This window comes from uncultured Roseobacter sp. (assembly GCF_947501835.1).
GTDB lineage: Bacteria > Pseudomonadota > Alphaproteobacteria > Rhodobacterales > Rhodobacteraceae > Roseobacter.
In genome coordinates, this window is sequence record NZ_CANMXR010000019.1 from 18087 (window position 1) to 38141 (window position 20055).

The window sequence follows — 20055 nt, forward strand, 5'->3', positions numbered from 1 at the left end:
CTGTCACGCCCGGTTGGGGCTGTTCCAGTTGAGGCGGCGCTGGCCTCTCAGTCGTCCCCTGCTTCGGCCGTCTCTGATCTGCGTTCTTCTACGAAATAGCGACCTTTTTCACGTGCGGCTTCGAGCATCGCGGCACCGATCAGGGTATTGGTGGGCAATCTACCCTGCTGGCCAGCTGCGCCTTGGGCATCGGATGGCACACTGGCGGCTTCCGAAGAGGCGGTGGTACGGCTGCCATTGAAGCGCGGAGGTTCTACGGCAGTTTGCGCAGTTGCTGCGCTGGCCATCGAAACAACCAAAAGGCTGACAAAAAGGTGTCTTGTAAGGGTCATGTCATGAGCTTCCGAAATTCAGAACATATGACTATCATATTTTGATGCGATGGGCTGCGGTTCGGTTGGATTATGCTTAACCAGCCCGTTAACCGCCCTCACCAACTTTGAAAAATATGGCACCGACGGTTGATACTCGCTTGGGAAAGATGCGTCGCCCAAGGGCAGCTCCTGGCAACTGAAAATCATCGAATGACTGGTGACATTTGGTACGTTGATTCTAGTTCTTGACCATCCTCAATCGTCTACTTTTGCATGACCAATCCCCGCTATCTGTAGCTGGTCCCTTTTCAATTTGAGGAAGTCAGTAACTATTTTAAGCGGCTGTGCTTCAGCGCCCTGGCGTTCAGCACTCGACGCTTCTGGAAAATGCTGTTTAGGCTGCGAGATAATATTTGGCCAAGGGGTATTAAATGAATTTTCAAGAAGCTTCACGGGCTTGGAACACGCCCGCGGACGGAAAGTGGGGTTTTGGCCCCACATCTGGAGGGGCAAGCGCCCCCTCGCGCCGGAAATGACAAAAGCGCCGTCGGGTCCGTTTGAAAGCGCGGAGATTTTACCGCTGGATGCTGATAGCCGTCGCGCGATGCAGATCGCCGCAGACCGCGCCATCGCCTACCGCGCCCGCCTCGCTGATCAGCCGGCAAAACCGCATATGCGGCCTGCAGAGATGGCCGACCGCTTTGAGCACTCCCTGCCCGAAACCGGCGAAGAGGCGCATTCGGTGATCGAACAGCTTGTGCGTGATGCAGCCGACGGCATCCATCCGCACACGTCGCCGCGGTTCTTTGGCTACGTCTGCGGTGGCTCCATGCCTGTGGGCGCAGCTGCCGATTTCCTCGTGACCGCCTGGGGTCAGAACGCGGCGTCCTCCTGGGAAAGCCCGTCTGTGGCGCTGATCGAACAAACGGTTTGCCGCTGGAGCCTCGATCTGCTGCGATTGCCAGCGGCGTGCGGTGTGGGGATCGTTTCGGGCGCCACGGTGGCCAATACGCAATGCATTATTGCAGCACGTGATGCCCTGCTCGCCCAGCAAGGGTGGCCTGTCGAAGAAAACGGTCTTTTTGGCGCGCCTGAAATCCCCGTTCTGATCGGCGCTGACGCACATTCGGCGCCCATGGCCAGTTTGCGGTATGCGGGGCTGGGCGTTGGTCGGGCGAAGCGACTTGAAACGGATGATCAGGGCCGTATCCGGCTGGATGCGTTGGAGGCAGCACTTGCGGAGTGTGCGCACCCGCCGCTGGTGATTTTGCAAGCCGGGCAAATCAACACCGGCGCCTTCGATCCGTTTGCACAAGCGATCCCGATGATCCAGCAAACGGGCGGATGGGTGCATGTGGACGGCGCTTTTGGTCTTTGGGTCCATGCGGTACCGGAACTACAAGATCGGCTCTCAGGGGTCGAAGCTGCCGACAGTTGGGCGGTAGATCTGCACAAATGGCTGAATGCCCCCTATGACGCCGGTCTTTGCATTGTGCGGGACCGGGCTGCGTTGCTGAGGGCGATGACGGCCCGCGGGGCCTATTTGCCGGAACTTGGCGAAACATGGGAACCCAGCGATTCCACCCTGGAGTTGAGCCGCCGCGCCCGTGGGGTCCCGAGCTATGCGATCCTGAAACATCTTGGTGCCTCCGGGGTCCGTGCACTGATTTCACGCCATTGTGCCCTGGCGAGTTATCTGGCCGAGACACTTTCTGCCAAACCGGGCTTCGAAATATTGAACGAGGTTGTTTCGAACCAGGTCGCGATTGCCTGCGAGAGCGATGAGATCACCTCACAAGTTCTGCAGCGCATACAGGACAATGGCAAAGTTTACCCCAGCATGGTGTCTGGCGCGGGCGGCAGATCATCCGCGTGTCCGTGATCAACCACGCCACCGATCGGGCTGACATTGATCTGTTGATCGCTGAAATTCTGGCGGCCCATCGGGAGGTGGCCTAGCCTTAGTTTTCCCACCCATGAACGCAGCAAGTCATATGATTCCTGCGCTTTGACTTTCGCGCAATGCGCTGCTTAATCTCTTCCCAATTGGGATGGACCGGAGGCTGCAATGCCGAAAAAAGCAAGGCAGTTTCACAAGGCGGAGGTCGAATATAGAGGCACCCTGACCCGGCCTGAGCGGTGGGGCGCGTGGCAGCCAAACGAAGGCGACATCATCATCTGTACGCCGGCAAAATGCGGCACCACCTGGACGCAGGCGATTGTCAACATGCTGCTCTATGGCAGGGTGGAATTGCCCGACCGGACATCGGTGCTGTCGCCCTGGCTGGATTCTGCATTGGGAGATGCCGATCCGGGCATGCCAACGCCCATCAGCCCGCCCGGTCGCCGCGCGATCAAAACGCACACGCCTTCTGACGGGTTTCCCGTTTGGCATGGGGTGCATCTGGTGGCTGTCTATCGGCATCCATTGGACGTCTTCCTGTCGATCCGAAAACATGTGATGAACATGAAGGGGGTCGACAACCCTGATCTATGTGGCCCGGTGCCTGCGGCGCTGACGTATTATCTGAACGGTGCCTATGATATTGAAAACATTGACCGGGACTATCTGGTAACGCTTGTCTACCACTACCTGCGCACGCTCAATCGACCGCATCAGACCAATCTGATCCTGCTGCACTATGCAAATATGATCACGGATCATCGCGGTACTGTTGCGCGGCTCGCAAGGGCCCTTGAAATCGACCATGATGATGCGCTGATCGACGCGGTGACCAAGGCCACTGACATCGGCGCAATGCGCGCGGATGCGGGCACATTTGCACCTGAAGGTGGCAAGGGCTTTTGGCACAAGGATGCGGCCTTTTTTGACAGCGGGGGCGCTCGAAAATGGCAAGGTCAGTTGAGCGATGAAGAGGTTGATCAATTTGAGGCGCGCCTGCGTGATTTACTGCCGGAAGCCGAGCACGCCAGCTGGCTGAAATACGGCAAATAACGGGCGTGCAAGGCGTGTGCGGGCGGCGCAATGCTGGTGTGACGCAATTCCAAAAAACCGCGCGCTGAGTGCACTGGCCTCTGGCGATATAGATACTGCATAACACTGTACTGCGTTCGTGTGGAAGGGAGAAAACCCATCGGAAATCTTGCAACCCATGTAAGAATTGCCGGCGACGACCGAATCTCAGGACTTTGTAATGTCAATTGAAGACACCGAAACACCCTCTGGAACGACAACGCGCCCTGAGACGGCCGACCGACCCTCCCGCAAGGAACGGCTCCTGAATGAACTGGTCTTTCTGCGGTCCGCGCTATTGAGCAGTTTCGCGGTGCTTGCCGTGATCGCAGTACTGGTTGTCGCGGTTCGGGATTTGACCCGTGCACCGGTCGTTCTGGAAGAAATCGGGGTGACGGAGGCCTTGAGCAAGCAAGGGTATTCAGGCCTTGTGACATCCAACATGCTTTGGGATGCCATCGAAGACATCAGAACCTTCACCGGCGACCGAAAAAAGAACGTCCGTATCCAGACCGCGTCGCGTCAGCTTGATGTTGTCGAGCCCGGCTCGGGTTTGTCGTTACAGCGGATCACCCGCGTCCTGCGGTCGCTTTTCAATCTGCCGCAGACGCGCATCGCTGGAGAATTCGTCTGTCTGGCCAGCGCTTGTACCCACGATGAAATGGCCTTGAGGATACGGATCTTTTCGGGCGACGGCACACGCATCATCACCGATGGGCCGATGGATGGCCGCACGATGGAGGATTATTTCCACGACACCGCCCTGCGTCTTTTGGAGCAGGAGATAGACCCGCTCGTTGCTGCCCGGTATTTCTATTTCAACAAGTCCGAAAACTGGCAGGCGGATACGACCAGGATTTCCACGGAGCTTTTGCTGAAGCGTGGGAAAAACGCAGAAGAAGCCGCAACGCTGCTGGGTCGCGTTGCAATGGATGAACAGGAATACGACAAGGCAATTGCGCGCAGCGAGGAAGCGATCTGGATCGGGGACGACGTGCGCAGCCAACAGCGTTTTTGGTCCCGCAGCGGCGAAAATCACAAGGTGATCAGAGCTCAATCTCTCCTTTTGCAGGGTCAGGCCCTCTCGGAAAAGGGTTTCATCCTCGGGGATACTGAGATGCAGGAGCAGGCGCTTGATGTCCTTGCGGAGGCCGGGACCCTTGCCCCTGACTATGGTTTTATCCGCACAGCACAGGCACGAACCCTGGAGGATCTGGGTGATTACGACGCGGCGGTAGAGCTCCACCAGGCCGCGGCCAAAATGGATAACCTGGATCCCTACGCCTGGGGCGAGCTGGGCCGGGCCCTGCTGGCGGCGGATAAATCCATCGAAGCCGAAGAGAGTTTTGAGGTCGCAAGAAACCTGGCACCGGATGATCTGTTTCTCGTTCATTACTACGCAACAGATCAAAGTCTCGACGAAGCATTGGCAGGCGCAAAGCTGTGGGTAAATGATGCCCCCGACAACCCGCAGGCCTGGGATTTATGGTTGGATATTCTGGACGAGAAATGGTTTTCCGGTGACGATAATCTATGTACGGTTCCGAACGGTTCAGTAGCGGAACTCTTGACCGTCGCAAGCGAGATTGCCCCGTTTGAAACCTTGGAGAACGTGGATTTTTACGTTCAAGAAAGATGTGGTTTGTCCCAATAGCCGCTGCCGGCGGAACAACGCGCGCAGCGGAGCGACCACCCTCGCCTACTCATTCACGACGGGTCTGCGCGGTGAGAAGTCATGGATTTCTGCGGACCCGCCGACGCCTGTGCTGCGCGTCGGGTGCCGCCGGAACTGCGAGGGCGTCATGCCGGTTTCGCGCCTGAAGGCTTTGTAAAAGGACGAACGCGAATTGAACCCGACATCATAGGCCAGCACCAGAACGGTCTCGTCAGATGTATCCATTTGCTGCACGGCATCCTTGATGCGCCAGCGATTGACATAGTCGAAAAAGCTCTCGCCCAACGTTTCGTTCAATGTCTGCGACACGTAGTTGGAGGTGGCACCGATGTGCTTGGCCAGATCCCAGAGCGACAGATTGGGGTCGCGATAGAGGAGATCCCGCATCATCGCCCTCTCTATTTTTGCAGCGATGCGCTTTGCGTGATCCGACGTAAGCGCGGAGTTCTTGTATTTCGCGGTCTCTTTGGACGCCTGCAATTCGGCGCGGTCGCCTTCATCGATCTCGCGAAGCAGGCCCGGGTTCTGACGCAGCCCCCAAAGCGCGATCACCCATATGAGGCTGCCGCTGATCACCTGATTGACAACTTCAGGATTGATCGCGGGGGTGGCCCAATCCCACAACCCAACCAATTTCAACAGCAACACAGCCACGTTGAAAACCCAGAACGCAGCGCCGACGAGCGCAATCCACCAGACCCAGTTCAGCTCGCGGCTTTCGGTGCTGGCGAAGAGGTCCTTGAGGCGGGAGTTGTAGGTGACCAGCAGCCGGATCGTGATGACGAGATAGATCGCGACCTGCACATAGAACAGGACAAGCACAGCATAGACGCTGAGGATCAAAAACTGGATCCAGGGTGTGATTATGTCGATGCCCGCCCCTTCGATCAGCGCCATCGGCAATTTCAGATAGAGCCACACAAAAACTGTGGCCGCAAAAAACGGCAACAGGTGCAGCATCTTGTAGCGCACCCTCTCTTCATCATCCTCCGAGGTCAAAGCGCGGACATAAAGCCAAAACAGCGGCGCTTGTGTCATGGCGATTGGAACCGTGATTGCATTGGCCAGCTTGACGAGTACGGGTGCGGTCTCCGGACCGTCGGCCGCGCTAAAAATGGTCAAACAGCAGTTCAGCGCTTCCGCCACAAAGAATAGAGCGAGGGGCAGGTAAACCCGCCTGTGTGTCTTGCGCAGAAGCAGCAGGTTTGCACAGATCAGCGACAGGCCAAGCAGGAAGGCCGCCGACCCGAGCATGAAAACCTCTGCCTCTGTCATAACCCGGGCCCTGCTCCACCTGACCAAATGCGTCGCCCGGTCATACCGGCGCCTGCCCAAGCGCGACAAGACAAGCGCGTTGAAAAGAGTGTCTTTCCCGTCAGGAAAGCACATTTTCGCGCAATGAGGGCCGGGCAGCGCTGGATATGCCTCTGTGTCTTCATGCGGCGCGCAGCCGCCAAAGGTCCTCCCACACACAGAGAGACGACGCGGCTGTCCGGATCGTTCAAAGCGTCCTTACAATCAGGCAATTCTCAGGAACGCGTATCATGACATCGAACCAAACCGTCGGCGCGCTTTGCACGCTCGCAATCCTTGCGCCCACATCAGCATTCGCGGACGGCCCGCCGACAAATGGTCAGTGGGTCGCTGGCGCCCTCTTGGGCTATTCACGCGACATCTATGAGGGTGAGGGCGGCAAACTCAGCGGCGCTCCCTATCTCTCCTACAGCACAGGCCGCCTGAGCATCGGGTTTGAGGGGATAACTTATCGGGCGTATCAAAGCGACGCCTTCAAGGTGGCGCTGGTCCTGGCACCGGGCGCGTCACCGGATTTTCCTGATGACAACCCAATCTTCGCAGGGCTGGATCGTGGCACTGCCATCGATGTCGGCGGTACCATCTCATATTCATTCAACGGATTTTATCTGTCTGGCGCAGCGCTGCACGATATCTCGTCCGAGCATGAGGGCTACCAGATCGAGACAAAGATCGGCGCCGTTGTCCAAACCGATCCCTTCACCATCGACGCAGGCATCGGCGCGCGGTATCGCGACGCCAAGCTGAGCAATTTCCTGATCGGTGTTGCCGCTGCCGAAGCAAATGCAAACCGCGCGGCCTATGATGCGGGCAGCACGGTAGAGCCATTTCTGAGTGTGTCGATCACAATGCCACTCTCGGAGAAAACGTCACTGACCGGCGGTTTCGAATATTCGCTGCTCAGCCAGGAAATCCGGGACAGCCCGCTGGTTGGCAGGGATAGCGCCTATGGCATTGGGCTTGGCATAATCCACCGGTTTTGACCGGACAACATGGCGGCGCAAAGATCGCGACACAGCTAAACCTTTGTTCTGAATGCTCTCGGGCTTCGATCAAAATGCTTGCGAAACTGCGTTGAGAAGCTTTGTAAATTTGAGAAGCCATAGCGAAACGCGATCTCGCTGATGGATTGCGCATCATAGCGCGGGTCGCGCAGGTCACGCGCGACCCCATCAAGGCGCTTTTGCCTGATGAAACCAGCGATCGATGTGCCTTCCTTGGCGAAAATACTGTTCAGGCGACGGACCGACATCCCGATTGCGCGTGCGACCAGATCACGGTTCAGATCGGGGTTGGACAGATTGTCACTGATCATCGCCTTTGCGCGCAAAAGCACGTGCTGCTCCGGTGAGGAAAGCTCCACCGCAGCCTGGCTTTCAGCGGCAAGCCCGGTGGCGACCAGATCGATCAGCGTCTCCTGAACCAGCTCCTGCTGAGCCGTGTTCTCGGAATTCAGATGCTCCGCAAAGGCCAGAATATTCTGGCGCACCAGTTTGCCCAAACCCTGCGTTCCATCGATCCGGCGCGCAGTCAGCACCCGCGCATTGGGCAGACGGTCCAAAAGCTTGTCAGCCGAGAGCTGTACAACGGTCTGGCTGAAATTCTTTGCCAGATCGAGCGCATATGGATCGGTGCTGGAATAAAGCGCCATATCACCTGTGCGCAAAAGGGCAGCGTTGCCAAACTGCGTGATCCGCGATGTCTTGTCGGTCTGCAAACTGAGCAGAAAGTAAGAGTCGGTGGACGCGTTGATGTCGCGCTTGCGCCGTTCCACTCTATGCGCCAGTCCCGAGACCCGCGAGATCGACAGCGCAGAATGTCGGGAGATGTCGATCAACCCCCTGAAATTCTGACGGTTATCGGTTTCACATCCCAGCTGCACATAGCTGTCGCATACCGCATCACGCCAGAACGAGAACCGATCCCGGGCGTCTACCTCTTCGGTGTCATAGCGGGTTTGCATATCCAATTTGTGAAATCCTCACCCCTTGTTTGGCCCGCAATGCCCAAAAAAACAAGTTTTTCCGCCCAAAATCAAAAGACGCATGTGCACCGCACGTGCAGGCTGCTGCCTTAAAAATAAGGAGGTAAAACATGTCACAATTCAAAGTTGCCGCGGTTCAGGCCGCGCCATCGTTCCTGGATGTTGCCGCTGGTATCACCCGCGCGGTCGCCTTCATCGAAGAAGCCGCCCAAAAGGGCGCAAAGCTCGTGGTTTTTCCCGAGACCTGGCTGCCGGGGTACCCAAACCATATCTGGCTCGGCCCCGTTGCCTGGCAAATGCAGTTCGTGGGGCGTTATTTCGAAAATTCCATCGAGGCCGGTGATGTCCATGACAAGGCCATCGCCGAAGCCGCGCGGGACAATAACATTCAGGTATCGCTCGGCCTGTCGGAGCGGGCGGGTGGCAGCCTATACATCGCGCAATGGCATTACGACGAAACCGGGGAGCTGATCAAACGCCGCCGCAAGCTCAAGCCCACCCATGTGGAACGGACCGTTTTTGGTGAGGGCGACGGCTCTGACCTTGTGGTGAAGGACACCGCCATCGGGCGGATCGGGCAGCTGTCGTGCTGGGAACATCTGCAGCCGCTGTCGAAATACGCGATGTATGCGCAGGACGAACAGATCCACTGTGCTGCCTGGCCAAACCTCAAGCTTTATGAGGGTGGTGCATATGCGCTTGGCCATCAGGTGAATAATGCAGCCTCGATGCTTTATGCAGTAGAGGGCGGTTGTTTCGTGATCGCCGCCTGCGCGCTGGTCAGTAAGGAGCAGCAGGACATCCTGTGCGAAGGCGACCCACAGAAAGAGGCGCTGTGTCCGGTGGGTGGCGGATACACCCGCATCTACGCGCCCGATGGTCAATCCATTGGTGCGAATTTGGCGGATACCGAAGAGGGGTTGGTCATGGCCGATATCGATCTCAGCATGATCGCATATGCCAAGGCGGCGGCAGATCCTGCGGGCCATTATTCGCGCCCCGATGTCACGCGTTTGATGCTCAACAGCAAACCACAGCGTCCGGTTATGGCCTTCGATGAAACAGCAGGTCTGGCGATGGAGGCGGCAGACAGCGCCGCCGCGGAGGCCGATGTGGTCGAAATCACTTCGGCGGCTGAATAAACACATCCACCCTGACCCCGCGCCGCGCGGTGGTCGGGGTCTTTTGCACAATCCGGAGGGCAGCATGCCAACACCCGACGCATTCTACACCAAATCCCAGCGCGCCCTGCAGAAAGAGGGCAAGCACGAAGGTCTGTCAGAAGTGGTCGTGCACGCCATCGTGCGCGATGAACTTGAAGAGATCCACACCGATTATATCAGCAGCCGCGACTACTTCTTTCTGTCAACGGTGAATGGTAAAGGCGAGCCAACCGTTTCCTACAAGGGCGGGGATGTGGGATTTGTCAAAGTACTCTCGCCCAATCGCCTGATCTTTCCCAATTACGATGGGAACGGCATGTGGCTGTCCATGGGCAACATCGACGAGGCCGCCAAGATCGGCATGCTCTTCATGGATATGGTCACCCCCTGGCGCATCCGCGTGCAAGGCACGGCCAAACTCAGCCGCGATGCGGATACGATTGCGCAATTCCCCGGCAGCAACATGGTTGTCGACATGACGGTGGATGTCGTGTTTCAGAATTGCGCACGTTACATCCACAAGCACACGCGGGTTGAGAGCTCACCCTACGTGCCGGATGCCGACGGCAGGCAACCCTACCCCGCCTGGAAACGGATCGATCCGATCCAGCCCTTCTTGCATCCAGACGATCAGGGCAAAGCAGCACAAGAAGGCGGCACCATCACAGAAGAAGAATACCTTGAGAAAGTGGCCAAGGGCATATCCTGACGGATCGTCGTCGCGGACCCGAGGTTTGGGTGGTCCCGACCTGTCCATCCGCGAATGCGCGCGGCGCGGCCTAGGACCCGCCATCAGCCGCGTGCTGGTTGAACATGTCGACGACAATGTTCCAAGCTTCACCATCACGTTCGAGAACGAACAGGTAGGTGCCTTGCGCCTTTACCCCGACCTTCTCGATATCAGCCTCATAGCGACCGATCATCACGGCCTGTGTCCCGTCGTCTGACACGATCAGCTCATCAAAACTATGGGTCAGCCTGCCTTCGTTTTCGATGATGAAACCGAAGGTCCCGCTTGGCACATCAAGACCTGCAACCGGCTCTTTATCCGGTGCAATCCAAAGGGGCGCGTCATCGTAAAGGTCGATGAAAGCTTCGAGGTCATAGGTCGCGATGATTTCATTGTAGCGCTCGTTATACGCGGTGAATTCCTGCTGCAGATCCAGGGGTTCGGTGGCGACAGCAGGCAGGGACATCAGGGCCGCAAAGGCAAAGCCCGACAAAGAGGAGAGCAAGCGCATGGTCTTGTCCTTTCAGGAGAGATTGGGTTTTGGACGGGGAATGCGGGTTCAGGTGCCGTCAGGGCGCAGGAAAATCACTTCGCGCGTCACCTGCCAACGGTCGTCTTCGAAAATCAGATCAATGCTGAGCGTCAGGTCCATATCAACCCCGCTGAGATCATTCTTGCGCGACAAAAGCACATGGGCGGTATCCTCACTCACATCGATGCTGTGATACTTTGCCCAGGTGTTCATCGGCGGATCACCGGCGTCGCGTTTTGCTGCAAATAGGCCTTTGAACGCGGCTTTGTCAGCAGTGTTCAAATTGTGGTCACTGTCGATCATCACGACGTGCAACCTGTCATGGTAGATGCGGTCCAGGACCTCCACGTCATAGGATGTCGCGGTCTGAATGAGGTCATCGATGGCCTTGCGAACCTGTTGAACCTCGGCGCTTTCGGGTGTCATTTCAGTGTGTTCCTTTTGAGTATGCGTGTCGCTTGACCATGCGGGCAAGGGTGTGGTCGCAATGAGGGCTGCGGTCAGAAAAGCATTAAGCCGCATGCAAAGTGCCCCGGATCGGATAGTTGTTATCCGGGTTTCGGATAAAGCGCAGACCGCCCAGCAATGTTTTGAGATCTGGCCGGGCAAAGGGCGCGTTTGAGATATCTGTGACCTGCACCTGGCCCTCCGCGTTCACTACAAAAATACCAGGTTCGGCGAAGGGCCGGTCGGTTTCCTGCGCGGAGCGCGGCTCGGAGACATAAAGCCCCAGCGCGGACATCTGATCGATGCTCAGATCATAGCCAACCGGAAAGTCGGGCGTTACCAGCGCGATCTGCTCCTGCGCCTTATCTTCGGGGTCCGCGGAGACAGCCACCACATCGACACCAAGCGCATGATACTCAGGCAACAGCGCGTTCAACTCCGTAAGGTAGCTTGTACACATCGGACAGTGTTTGCCGCGATAGACTACGACCAGCTGCCAATCTCGACCCGCTGCAGGCGCGCCAAGCGTGAGCGTGTCCCCACCCAGCTGAGCAACGACGATGTCGGGGAATTGCGATCCTGCGGGAAGTTTTTGAGCTGTCATCAGAGCATCCTTGCTGTTTTGTATTGATCGTTATAAAATACATTGGAAAGCAAAGATCAAGAGTTTTGTAATGAACGACACAAAAAAAGTTGGCAGGCCCAAGAAGTTCAATCGCGAAGAGGCGCTGCTCGGGGCCATCGGGGTGTTCTGGCGCAAGGGTTACGAAGGGGCGTCGATGAAGCAGCTTACCGACGCGATGGGCATCAATAGCCCGAGCCTCTACGCTGAATTTGGCGACAAACACGGGCTATATCTTGAGGCCATCGCGCGCTACGCAAACGACGACGCCTGCGAACCACTGGTTGCGCTGGAACGAGAGGCAGACATCAAGGAAGCCGTAAAGGCGTTTCTTGAGGCGGTGATTGACTACTCCACCCATCATCAAAGCGGTGCCAAGGGATGTTTCCTGGCGTCTTGCGTCTCCACCAGTGCGGGTCATGTCGAAGGTACGGCAAAGCTGCTGCGCGATGCGATTACCGCCACGGATACCCGCATCGCGGCACGCTTTGACGTGGAAAAAACCCGCGGCACCCTGCCCTCGGATTTCCCATCCAAAGATCAGGCAAAACTGCTCTTTGACCTGCGCCAGGGTCTTGTGTTCCGCGCGCGCGCGGGAATGCCAGAGGACGAACTTGCGGCGGATATTGAGAAATCTGTTGCCGCGGTTCTCGCCCCCGCGATGGTAACCCCACAGTAAGTCATTCGGAGCCCTTTTTTGCCCTCTAGGGCCATGCCTGCCCTCAGATGTCCGCTCCAAACCGGGCCAGCATGTTATCGCCACGCTACTTTCTGAACCATGGTCAAAGCCATATATGATCACTGGGAAACCAGTGCATGAGGAGTACGCATGACCGTCAGCATCCGTCCCGCAGAAATTTCAGACCTTGAGATGGTCGCTGACCTGCTCATTCAGGACGCCGAACAGCGGCATGCCGGAAACCAAAGGCTTTGGCCGCTGGACGCGAACGCGCATCAGAAAACGCGATCCACCCTCAAGCACGCGATGGAGGATGATCACCCGCCCTTCCGTCAACAATGGCTTCTGGCGGAGGATGGTGGGGATATTGTCGGTGTGTCCCATACGATACTTTTGCCCGTACCCCCGATCTACGCGGGCGAGTTCGGCCCGCCGGGATTGATCATGGAAGATTGCTTTGTCGTGGAAAACGCGCCGAAGGGGACGCGCGCGGCCCTCATCAAAGCGGCTGAGGCAGACCTGATTGCAGCGGGCGCGCAAATCCTGCTTGCCTCCTCCGTTCCGGGCGGGGCCTTGGAGACGACCTATGCATCCCAAGGCTACGCGCCCTTAACGCTCTATTTCGCCAAGGTTGGACTTGCGAAAGATAAACCCTTTGACGATGTCCGAAGGGCGACAGAAAAGGACATTCCCGCAATCGTAGCTTCAAGCGCCGATCACAGGCGGATTTTGCACACAATCAATACCTTCTGGAAACCGCATGCAGAAGCGGATGCACGGTTTGGCAATTGGATGACACGCAGCCTTACACTGACCGACCGCGATATGTTTGTCTCAGAAACCGAAGGTGTTTTTGAGGGCTACGCCATCTCGCAGCCCGCGACGCCGTTGCACTTCCCAACGCCCCACGACATCAGCCGGATCGGGATCATCGATGATTTCTATCACGCGGATTTCGAAGACCCCGATACGCTGGCGGGTGCGGGCCATTCTGCGCGTGCAATGCTGCAGGCCGCAGAGGCAGCGCGGGAAGCCCGTGGTGGTGCGGCCGTTTTGGTGATCTGCCCGGCGGCATGGCCATCGAAGGGCGCGCTACTGCGTTCTGCGGGCTATGAGAACGCGATAACCTGGTTCATCAAACGGTAGCATCGCAAAAATAGACGCCCCGCTTGCGCAACTCAAAACCGGCCCACCCAGATCCATCGCAAAGAGATCGAAGCCCGCGCCCTGATGCGCTATGTGTCAGCAGATGCCCGCAAAGGACCAGACCATGCTGAATAAAGACACCACGACATTTGCGCCGATCAACCGCGCGTATAACGAGACCTTCACGCCGGGGCGCCTCAGCATCGGGCTGGTGATGCCCCTCGAAGCCTATCAGGTCGAAGAACTTCCAACCCTGGAGCGGCATATCGAGCGCGCCAAACTGGCGGAGGCTCTGGGATTCTCCGCGCTCTGGCTGCGGGATGTCCCCTTCAACGTTCCTTCTTTCGGGGATGTCGGGCAAATCTTCGACCCCTTTGTCTATCTGGGTGCGCTGGCGGCGCAGACCGACCGGATCGGCCTCGGCGTTGCCAGTGTCATCCTGCCCTTGCGCCATCCCGCCCATGTGGCAAAGGCAGCGGCCTCGGTTGATGCGCTGTCCGGCGGGCGGGTCTTGCTCGGGGTGGCCTCAGGTGACCGGCCCGAAGAATATCCCGCGCTCAACATGGACTATCCTGAACGGGGCGCGCGGTTCCGGGACAGCATGGCGTACATCCGCGCCACCTTCGACAGCTTTCCAGAATTCGAAGGCACCCAGGGCAAGCTGAACGGGCATCTGGACATGCTGCCGAAACCCGTCTCTGGCCGGTTTCCGATGCTGATCACCGGGGGCAGTCAGCAAACGCCGGAATGGTGCGCTGCAAACGGGGATGGTTGGATCACATACCCGCGCAATGCGGCGGTGCAGGCGCGCATGATCGCCGACTACCGGCAGCGTATCGCGGATGTGGGGGGCACAGACAAACCTGTGGTCCAATCGCTCTATGTCGATGTCATGGAAAAAGCGGGCGCGCCGACCCGTCCGATCAGCCTGGGGTTTCAGGCGGGAACGACCTTCTTGCTGGACTATCTGCGTGAGATGGAAAGCCTTGGCGTGAACCATGTGGCGCTAAATCTGCGGTATAATAATGCGGATATCGAAACCACGCTGAAACGCATTGCCGACGATCTGCTGCCAGCGTTTTCAGGTTAATGGTATTAGTCGATAACCGCCCCCCCGGGGTGGTTGCGCAACGTCAGGGTCCGATCCGCAAGCCGGTCAGCCTCGCGCGTGTCATGGGTCACAAAGAGCGTGGCCGGACGATGATCGGCAATCAGCCCTTCCGTCAAGCGCAGCATCACTTCGGCTGTCTCGGGATCAAGTGACACGAAGGGTTCATCCATGATCAAAAGCTCGGGCGCCTGTGCAAAGGCGCGCGCCAGCGACAGCCGCCGCTGCTGCCCCAGCGAAAGCTGGCCGGGAAAGAGGCCATCCTTGCCGGCCAGCCCGACGCGGACCAGCATGTCCCGCGCCTGATCCTGGGTCAGATCCGGGTGCGGCAGCAAGAGATTCTTCAGAACCGACCGCCACGGCAAAAGCGTTGGCTCCTGAAATACGAAGGCCAGTGCATCGGGGCGTTCGACGGACCCTTCAAAATCCGCATCAATTCCGGCGAGGATGCGCAGCAAGGTCGACTTGCCGATCCCTGAGGGGCCAACCAGCGCGAGGGTTTCCCCCGGTGCGATCTCAAAAGCCACCCTGCCCAGCACCGGTGTTCCGTTAAAGCTTTTTGATGTGATGTCGACGCGGATCATGCGGTGCGCCACCGTCTGGTGCTGCGCTCGAAGGGTTGCAGGATCAGCCATTCCACCAGCAACATCACGCAGATGAAGGAGAAGGCATAGACCAGCACCATCGCCACATCGAAGAGCTGGAAATAGAGGTGGATCTGAAACCCAATGCCCGAAGACCGCCCCAGAAATTCAACCACCAGCACGATTTTCCAGATCACCGCGACACCGGAGCGCGCCGCGCCAGCAATGAACGGGGCGAGCTGCGGGAACACCACATGCCGCATCCGGGTGAGCCAGGACATCCGGTAGACCCGCGCCATGGCGTCCAGATCCGGATCAAGCGCCCGCGCCCCTTCACGGATGACCACCGCGACATTGGGCACCTTGTTCAGGGTCACGGCGGTGATCGCGGCGGCCTCCGTCAGACCGATCCAAAGATAGCACAGCACGATCAGCACCAGCGCGGGCAGGTTCAGGAAAATGACCAGCCAGGGATCCAGCCAGCTGTTGACCCGCGCCGACCGCCCCATCACCAGCCCCAATGCCGTTCCAAGGGTCATCGCCAGCGCAAAGGCCCAAAGCACGCGGATGATGGTGGCTCCGAGATGGGTCAGCAGCTCCCCCGATGCCAGTTCCTGATTGAAAAGCGGCACCAATGTCCAGGGCGTTGGCAGGATTTGCGCGTCGTCGGTGAGGATGGCGGCGACCACCCAGAGCAAGAGCAACCCGACCAGCGACAGAAACGGGATGAGCCGCGCAGCCTGCATCTGGCGGCGGCTATTTCACATCGGCGAAAAGACCATCGGGCAGCGATGTGGCCTCGCCCACCAGTTCAGGACCGCCCAGATCGCGCATCAGCACCAGCATCTTTTGCGCCGCTGCCGCATTCACCGGACCCCGCGCGGGGATCCCGGCGATCCAGTCGGATTTAATCTGGTCGAACTGCGCGTCGGATCGCACATTCATGCGCGGGCGCACCGCTTCCCAGGCCGCATCCGAGGTGGCGAGCTTGTCCTTGGCCGCGCGGCTGGCCTCAAAGAACGCCTGCGCCAAACCGGGGTGGTCTGCCAGAAAGCTCTCTTTCATATAGTATCCCAAAAGCGGCGTGTCGGTATCGAGCCCCAACGCCTGCCCCGCCGTCTCGACCGAGATCAACTCGCGCATGCCCGCCGCTTTGTTCTTCGCCAAGAAATGCCAGAAATTAATCGCACCCGCGTATTCATCGCCCATGGCCGATTTGAAGATCAGCGGCGGCGCGCCATAGATCTGTTCGGTATCCGCTTTGAGGTCCATGCCGTATTGTTGCTGCGCATAGGCGCGCAGGATCAGCCAGGATTTGTCGAGCGGGCCCCCGGCAATCCCGATCTTGCCGCCCTTCAAATCCTCAAGGGTTTGCGCTGTGCTTTCCTCCGGCACAACCACCCCGCCAACTGCACGTGAATAGGGAATGAAGACGTAATCCTTCCCCGCCGCCCGCTGGCGGGCGACCCAGATCCAATCCGCCACGGCCATGTCGGCCTCGCCACCCTCCACCGCGATCCGGGTGGCGCCGTTATCCGCATAGGGCTGCACATCAAGCACGAAGTCATTGGCCCGGTCGAGCCCGTTTTCGGTGATCGTGGCCAGCTCCCAGTTGACGGTGCCGATTTTCAGCACCGCCGCCCGGATCGTGGGCGGCTCCTCAGCAAAGGCAGGACCTGACGACGCCAGACAGAGCGCAAAAAGGGCTTGGATCAAGCGCATCATGGTTTTCCTCTCGCATGGCGCGGATCACTCCGCGCGACGGCTCACCTCATTGAGGTCCTTGTCGAGCTTGATGTCAAACTGATTGCCGCCTTTGCAAATCACATCGTCCAGATCATAGCCATCGTCTTCGACCTCGATATCATCGGGATCCATCTGGCATTCGATGGAGGCGAGCATGGCTTCGATCTTCTCAATGGTTTCCGCATCCAGATGCCCATCGGCGAAGGCCGGCGCGGAAATCAGGGTTGCAGCTGCAAGGACAAACAGGTGTTTCATGGATCTAGCTCCTTGGGTCATTGAATCGAAATGGTAATGGATTGCGTCTCGCCGGTGGAACCCGGGATGCGCAGAACGTGGCGGCCGGGTTTGATGGCGATGAACGACATCTCGACCACACCCGCCTTGTCAAACTCGATACTGTCGATGGCCATCGGGCGGATCTCGATCTTGTTGATGACGATCTCGTTCATCCAGATCGAGCGGAAGAAGCTTGCCCCTTCAATCGCCAGTTCCGCCGAGCCATCAGCGGTGACAACCAGCGTGTAGTAGGCCCCCGACTCCAGGGTCACGTCCTCGCCCAGCGGTTGCCCGGACGCGAGGGTTAGTGGGATATCCTCACCCCGGTTGCATTTGGCCAGCAGACCGGCAAAGCCAAGGTCATCGCAGAGCGGTGCAGCCAGCGTAGGCCCGCCCATCAGGACCAAGGCCGCGGCCATCAAAAGTTTCTTCATGTTTTTACTCTCCCTGTTTCGCTGATCTCGGTCATTCAATGGTCACCACACCCCAGGGCTGTTGGCCGACCTGAACGGACTTGATCGCCTTTTCCTTGGCCACATCGATAACAGTGATGTCGTTGGAGTTGCCATTGGTCGTTAGTAGGAACTGCTCGTCCGGCGTAAAATCAAGCTGCCAGACCCGTTGACCCACCAGGATGTAGTCGAGCACCTCAAGACTTTGCGCGTCGACAACGGCCACCCGGTTCGCAGGCCCCAGCGCCACAAACAGCCGTTTGCCATCCGAGGTCACCCGCGCGCCCACCGGTTGCAGCCATTCGGGCTGTACGCCTGCGACTTCAAAGCTGATCTTGCCCACAACCGTCGGCGCGCCATCCTCTGCGATGTCCATCACGGTCACGGTGCCGCCGATCTCGGAGGTCACAAACAGCCGTTTACCGTCAGCGGTGTAATGCGCATAGCGCGGGCGCTGATCGACCAGGATATTGTGCTTGATCTTGTAGTCTTCGGTGGAGATGAAATGCGCCATGTTGGTGGTCTCGGAGGTGTTGACCACGAATTTCGCATCCGGGCTCATCCCCATGCCTTCCGGCTCCACGCCCACGGGGACCTCAGCCAGAATCGTGCGAGTTTCGGTGTCGGTCACAGTGACCAGATTGTCGTCCTCATTAGCGATGTAAAGGCGCTTGCCCGAGGGTTCGAGAATGAACAGTTCCGGGTCCGGGCCGGAGGGCAGACTTGGCAGCTCCTCATAGGTTTCCGCATCGAAGACCCGCACCAGATTGTCGTCCGAGGCACAGACATAGATGACCTTACCATCCGGGCTGGCCGTGATCCCGCGCGGGCGGTTGCCTGCGAAGAACTCGGTTTCGACCTCCCAGGTCTCGGTGTTCAGCACGGTGATCGTGTTGCCGCGCTCGTTGGAGATAAACGCCTTGCCCGCATAGGCCGGAGCGGCGATCAGAGCAACCAGCGCGGTTGAGAGTAAAAAGGACTTCATCGTATATCTCCCCTTATTCAAAGGCGGTGCAGCTGGATTCAGGACGATCAAGCCCCATGGTATCGAGCGGCGATGTCTGGTGCAGGAACCCTTCCTGCGGGCTGACGCTCACGGTGATCGTGCCGTCATAGAGTAGGACTGGCTGGCGCAGCTGCCCGTTCCAGTTCCGGAAGGTAACTTTCTGCCCTTTGAAGGCGGCGAGCTCAAATTCATCCGAAATCGCATAGTCCCGTACCCCGTCTGGCTCCGCCGTATTGGCGCGCGTGACGGCCTCCCCCACCACGCGCAGCGCCAACCAGACGTTATAGTCTTCGGGCTTGGCATACCGCCCGGTCAGTTCCTCAAACCGGGTCTGATATTGCGTGGCCCCGTAAGCTTCATGCGCGCCGTGGAAGGTGGTGGGCACCAGCCCGCCCGACCCCATCACCGGGCGCGGGGTCCAGAGGTGGTAGCTGAGGTACCGTGCGAAATAATCTGTTTCATCGGCGGCAATCACCACGTCATGCTCTTCGGCCTCTTGGGTAAAGGCAGGCAATTGGCGTTGCACCAGCACATGGCCGGAATCCGTGCGCCGGGACCCGCCGGTGTCTTCGAACGAACGATCTTCGACGATCTCCGCCCCGAACTTGCGCGCCGCCTTGCGGTAGGCCTCGGCCAGTGCGATGTCCTGCGGATTTGAGCCCGCAATCAGGAACCAATCCGTCCACTTTTTCCAAACGGCAAATTGCGCCACCGCATCGGCCATCATCCCGTGCGAGGGCGCGGTGTGCAGCAGGTTGCCACGACATGCGTCATCCCGCAGCGCATTATCGGCAGCGCGCGCATTGAAGACCAGGGCGCCCGCCGCCGCCGCCTGATCGGTCAGCCGCAGCAAATCCTCTGTGCGGGATTGAATGACGACAAGCCTGATCCCATCCGCCAGGATCTGCGCCATCGCTGCATCGGCCTCTTCGGGGGGCACAGCGACGGTTGTGGTCTCATAGGTGTGCCCCAGGAACCCACCCGTGGTGCCATTGTCTTCATCCGCCAGGGCAGCCCCGGCAAACCCAAGATCGGCAGGGGGCAGATCATAGCGGCTGATCGGCAACAGCGTCGGGTAATCGATGCGCAAAACCGCGGCTTTGACATCGATGGCCCAAGCCGATCCCGCTGTCATCACACTGGAAATGGCCGCCAAAAGCGATGCGTGCCAAAAACGCACGTGAACCTCCCTTACCCGGGTAGTGTGCCGGGCCTCCCTTTTGTTCCCAGCCGATACGATCAGGTGAACCGATACTTTTGGCCGGGTTGTGAATACGAGCCTAGCAGCCGCACGATAAAGCAC

The 20055-nt window shown here is 58.5% G+C and carries 23 protein-coding genes; 9 read left to right on the forward strand and 14 right to left on the reverse strand.

Annotated elements, in window-relative coordinates; genetic code table 11:
- Positions 1-47: 47 nt before the first annotated feature.
- Positions 48-332: a hypothetical protein gene (locus Q1A20_RS23820; RefSeq protein ID WP_299402306.1), complete on the reverse strand. Its 285-nt coding sequence runs from the start codon at positions 330-332 to the stop codon at positions 48-50.
- Between the two features lie 237 nt (positions 333-569).
- The gene (locus tag Q1A20_RS23825; RefSeq protein ID WP_299402308.1) at positions 570-767 is read right to left on the reverse strand and encodes a hypothetical protein; all 198 of its coding nucleotides are present in this window, start codon (positions 765-767) and stop codon (positions 570-572) included.
- 79 nt (positions 768-846) lie between these two features.
- Here Q1A20_RS23825 and Q1A20_RS23830 point away from each other — a divergent pair, with 79 nt between their 5' ends.
- From Q1A20_RS23830 to Q1A20_RS23840, 3 genes are all read left to right on the forward strand, one after another.
- Positions 847-2196, forward strand: coding sequence for an aminotransferase class V-fold PLP-dependent enzyme (locus tag Q1A20_RS23830; RefSeq protein WP_299919159.1), 1350 nt, complete (start codon positions 847-849; stop codon positions 2194-2196).
- Positions 2197-2382: 186 nt separating this feature from the next.
- Entirely contained in the window at positions 2383-3270 is an 888-nt protein-coding gene (locus Q1A20_RS23835) for a sulfotransferase domain-containing protein (protein WP_299402311.1), read from the forward strand.
- Positions 3271-3469: 199 nt separating this feature from the next.
- Positions 3470-4942, forward strand: coding sequence for a hypothetical protein (locus tag Q1A20_RS23840; RefSeq protein WP_299402312.1), 1473 nt, complete (start codon positions 3470-3472; stop codon positions 4940-4942).
- Positions 4943-4987: 45 nt separating this feature from the next.
- Here the strand turns inward: Q1A20_RS23840 and Q1A20_RS23845 are convergent, their stop codons facing one another.
- The gene (locus tag Q1A20_RS23845) at positions 4988-6238 is read right to left on the reverse strand and encodes an AraC family transcriptional regulator (protein ID WP_299402314.1); all 1251 of its coding nucleotides are present in this window, start codon (positions 6236-6238) and stop codon (positions 4988-4990) included.
- A gap of 269 nt (positions 6239-6507) precedes the next feature.
- Between Q1A20_RS23845 and Q1A20_RS23850 the strand changes: the two genes are divergently transcribed.
- Positions 6508-7260 (forward strand): MipA/OmpV family protein, encoded by a 753-nt coding sequence (locus Q1A20_RS23850; protein ID WP_299402316.1) that lies wholly within the window; start codon positions 6508-6510, stop codon positions 7258-7260.
- Between the two features lie 35 nt (positions 7261-7295).
- Here Q1A20_RS23850 and Q1A20_RS23855 read toward each other — a convergent pair whose 3' ends face one another.
- Positions 7296-8240 (reverse strand): helix-turn-helix domain-containing protein, encoded by a 945-nt coding sequence (locus tag Q1A20_RS23855; protein WP_299919209.1) that lies wholly within the window; start codon positions 8238-8240, stop codon positions 7296-7298.
- Positions 8241-8371: 131 nt separating this feature from the next.
- Here Q1A20_RS23855 and Q1A20_RS23860 point away from each other — a divergent pair, with 131 nt between their 5' ends.
- Positions 8372-9403 (forward strand): carbon-nitrogen hydrolase family protein, encoded by a 1032-nt coding sequence (locus tag Q1A20_RS23860; protein ID WP_299402317.1) that lies wholly within the window; start codon positions 8372-8374, stop codon positions 9401-9403.
- Positions 9404-9467: 64 nt separating this feature from the next.
- Positions 9468-10133, forward strand: a complete 666-nt coding sequence (locus Q1A20_RS23865) for a pyridoxamine 5'-phosphate oxidase family protein (RefSeq protein WP_299402318.1) — start codon at positions 9468-9470, stop codon at positions 10131-10133.
- A gap of 70 nt (positions 10134-10203) precedes the next feature.
- On the opposite strand, the gene Q1A20_RS23870 is transcribed toward Q1A20_RS23865, so the two are convergent.
- From Q1A20_RS23870 to Q1A20_RS23880, 3 genes are all read right to left on the reverse strand, one after another.
- Positions 10204-10665: a DUF4440 domain-containing protein gene (locus tag Q1A20_RS23870; RefSeq protein ID WP_299402319.1), complete on the reverse strand. Its 462-nt coding sequence runs from the start codon at positions 10663-10665 to the stop codon at positions 10204-10206.
- Positions 10666-10713: 48 nt separating this feature from the next.
- Positions 10714-11112 carry a nuclear transport factor 2 family protein gene (locus tag Q1A20_RS23875; RefSeq protein WP_299402320.1) on the reverse strand — a complete coding sequence of 133 codons (399 nt, stop codon included), beginning with the start codon at positions 11110-11112 and terminating at the stop codon, positions 10714-10716.
- Between the two features lie 85 nt (positions 11113-11197).
- Positions 11198-11737, reverse strand: a complete 540-nt coding sequence (locus Q1A20_RS23880) for a peroxiredoxin-like family protein (RefSeq protein WP_299402321.1) — start codon at positions 11735-11737, stop codon at positions 11198-11200.
- A gap of 70 nt (positions 11738-11807) precedes the next feature.
- On the opposite strand from Q1A20_RS23880, the gene Q1A20_RS23885 reads away from it, so the two are divergent.
- The 3 genes from Q1A20_RS23885 to Q1A20_RS23895 all read left to right on the forward strand — a co-directional run bounded on the left by Q1A20_RS23885 (position 11808) and on the right by Q1A20_RS23895 (position 14670).
- On the forward strand, positions 11808-12434 hold the full coding sequence (locus tag Q1A20_RS23885; RefSeq protein ID WP_299402323.1) for a TetR/AcrR family transcriptional regulator: 627 nt from the start codon (positions 11808-11810) through the stop codon (positions 12432-12434).
- Between the two features lie 150 nt (positions 12435-12584).
- Positions 12585-13580 (forward strand): hypothetical protein, encoded by a 996-nt coding sequence (locus Q1A20_RS23890; RefSeq protein ID WP_299919165.1) that lies wholly within the window; start codon positions 12585-12587, stop codon positions 13578-13580.
- A gap of 124 nt (positions 13581-13704) precedes the next feature.
- Positions 13705-14670: an LLM class oxidoreductase gene (locus Q1A20_RS23895; RefSeq protein ID WP_299919167.1), complete on the forward strand. Its 966-nt coding sequence runs from the start codon at positions 13705-13707 to the stop codon at positions 14668-14670.
- Positions 14671-14675: 5 nt separating this feature from the next.
- Here the strand turns inward: Q1A20_RS23895 and Q1A20_RS23900 are convergent, their stop codons facing one another.
- The 7 genes from Q1A20_RS23900 to Q1A20_RS23930 are packed head-to-tail and all read right to left on the reverse strand — an operon-like array spanning position 14676 to position 19887.
- Positions 14676-15272: an ABC transporter ATP-binding protein gene (locus tag Q1A20_RS23900; protein ID WP_299919169.1), complete on the reverse strand. Its 597-nt coding sequence runs from the start codon at positions 15270-15272 to the stop codon at positions 14676-14678.
- A complete protein-coding gene (locus Q1A20_RS23905) occupies positions 15269-16018 on the reverse strand; it encodes an ABC transporter permease (protein ID WP_299507761.1) in 750 nt (249 codons plus the stop codon). The genes Q1A20_RS23900 and Q1A20_RS23905 overlap by 4 nt, the downstream gene beginning before the upstream one ends.
- A gap of 10 nt (positions 16019-16028) precedes the next feature.
- Entirely contained in the window at positions 16029-16997 is a 969-nt protein-coding gene (locus Q1A20_RS23910) for an ABC transporter substrate-binding protein (RefSeq protein WP_299919172.1), read from the reverse strand.
- Between the two features lie 24 nt (positions 16998-17021).
- Entirely contained in the window at positions 17022-17273 is a 252-nt protein-coding gene (locus Q1A20_RS23915; RefSeq protein ID WP_298976706.1) for a PepSY domain-containing protein, read from the reverse strand.
- A 17-nt stretch (positions 17274-17290) separates the two neighbouring features.
- On the reverse strand, positions 17291-17728 hold the full coding sequence (locus Q1A20_RS23920) for a hypothetical protein (protein WP_298976707.1): 438 nt from the start codon (positions 17726-17728) through the stop codon (positions 17291-17293).
- 31 nt (positions 17729-17759) lie between these two features.
- Complete coding sequence (locus Q1A20_RS23925) at positions 17760-18731, reverse strand: YVTN family beta-propeller repeat protein (RefSeq protein WP_299507772.1); 972 nt, start codon at positions 18729-18731, stop codon at positions 17760-17762.
- A gap of 13 nt (positions 18732-18744) precedes the next feature.
- A complete protein-coding gene (locus Q1A20_RS23930; protein ID WP_299919211.1) occupies positions 18745-19887 on the reverse strand; it encodes an ABC transporter substrate-binding protein in 1143 nt (380 codons plus the stop codon).
- Positions 19888-20055: the final 168 nt, after the last annotated feature.